This is a genomic window from Aeromonas sp. R4-3 (genome assembly GCF_040908275.1).
Classification (GTDB): domain Bacteria; phylum Pseudomonadota; class Gammaproteobacteria; order Enterobacterales; family Aeromonadaceae; genus Aeromonas; species Aeromonas rivipollensis.
Genome location: NZ_JBFODK010000008.1, coordinates 1 through 1,242 on the forward strand (window position 1 = coordinate 1; position 1,242 = coordinate 1,242).

Genomic DNA, 1,242 nt, shown 5'->3' on the forward strand with positions numbered 1-1,242 from the left:
CCTCAAGAGCCTCAAACTGAGGTCAATCAGGAGGTGTTATGAGCAAGCAGCAACGTTACACGGAAGAATTCAAACTGGCCGCCGTCAAGCAGGTGACTGAGCGCCATTACCCAGTGGCAGAGGTCGCTGAGCGACTTGGTGTTTCCAGCCACAGTCTTTACGCCTGGATCAGGCGCTACAGCCAGCCCGCCGTGCAGCAACAGCATGACTCCAGCCAGCAAGCCGAAATTCGGCGCCTCAAGGCTGAACTGCGCCGCGTCACCGATGAGCGAGATATCTTAAAAAAGGCCGCCGCGTACTTTGCCAAGCTGTCAGGGTAAGGTACGCCTTCATCCGGGTGCACGCGTCCACACATCCCATCCGCCGACTGTGTCGGATGATGAATGTCCACCCGAGCGGTTATTACGCCTGGCAGCACCAGCCTTTATCTGCCCGCGCACTTGAAGACCAACGCCTCCTGGGCCAGATCAAGCAATGTTGGCTAGAAAGCGGGGGCGTCTATGGCTATCGCAAGATCCGGGATGACCTGCGAGAGATGGGCGAGACCTGTGGGAAACACCGGGTGGCGCGATTAATGCGTCATGAAGGTTTGCGTTCACAAACCGGTTATCGTCGCCGTCCCGGTCATTATGGTGGCCGGCCAACGGTGGTTGCACCGAATCATCTTGAACGCCAGTTCGATGTGACTGAGCCAAATAAGGTCTGGGTAACGGACATCACTTATATTCGAACCCATGAAGGCTGGCTCTATCTGGCCGCGGTATTGGATTTGTTTTCACGACAAGTCATTGGTTGGTCAATGGGGCCACGGATCGACCGAGAGTTGGCCATCAGCGCGTTACTGATGGCAGTGTGGCGACGGCGACCCGAGCAGGAAGTGCTGGTTCATTCTGACCAAGGGAGCCAGTTTAGCAGCTATGACTGGCAGGATTTTTTGCGGGAGCACCGGCTCAAGGCCAGCATGAGCAGACGTGGCAATTGCCATGATAACGCGGTGGCGGAGAGTTTCTTCCAACTCCTCAAACGCGAGCGGATCCGACGTAAAACCTATGCAGATCGGGAGGAGGCCCGGCAGGATGTGTTCGATTACATTGAAATGTTTTACAACCCCAAGCGTCGGCACAGTTTCAACAATGGGCTATCGCCAGTAGAGTGTGAAAAGCAATATTTCGAACGGCTCAAAAGTGTCTAGAGAAGCCGGGGCGATTCAGAGCGAGGTGATCCCTAGTGCCATTTCAAAAC

At 55.2% G+C, this 1,242-nt stretch carries 1 protein-coding gene; it reads left to right on the plus strand.

The window, feature by feature from the left end; all coding sequences use genetic code 11:
• The first annotated feature begins 38 nt into the window (after positions 1-38).
• Positions 39-1,192, plus strand: a protein-coding gene (locus tag AB5Y91_RS01940) for an IS3-like element ISAeca4 family transposase (RefSeq protein WP_139739419.1) whose coding sequence is annotated in 2 segments (ribosomal slippage) — positions 39-276 and positions 276-1,192 — 1,155 coding nt in all. Because the reading frame shifts where the segments join, the coding sequence is not laid out codon by codon here.
• Positions 1,193-1,242: the final 50 nt, after the last annotated feature.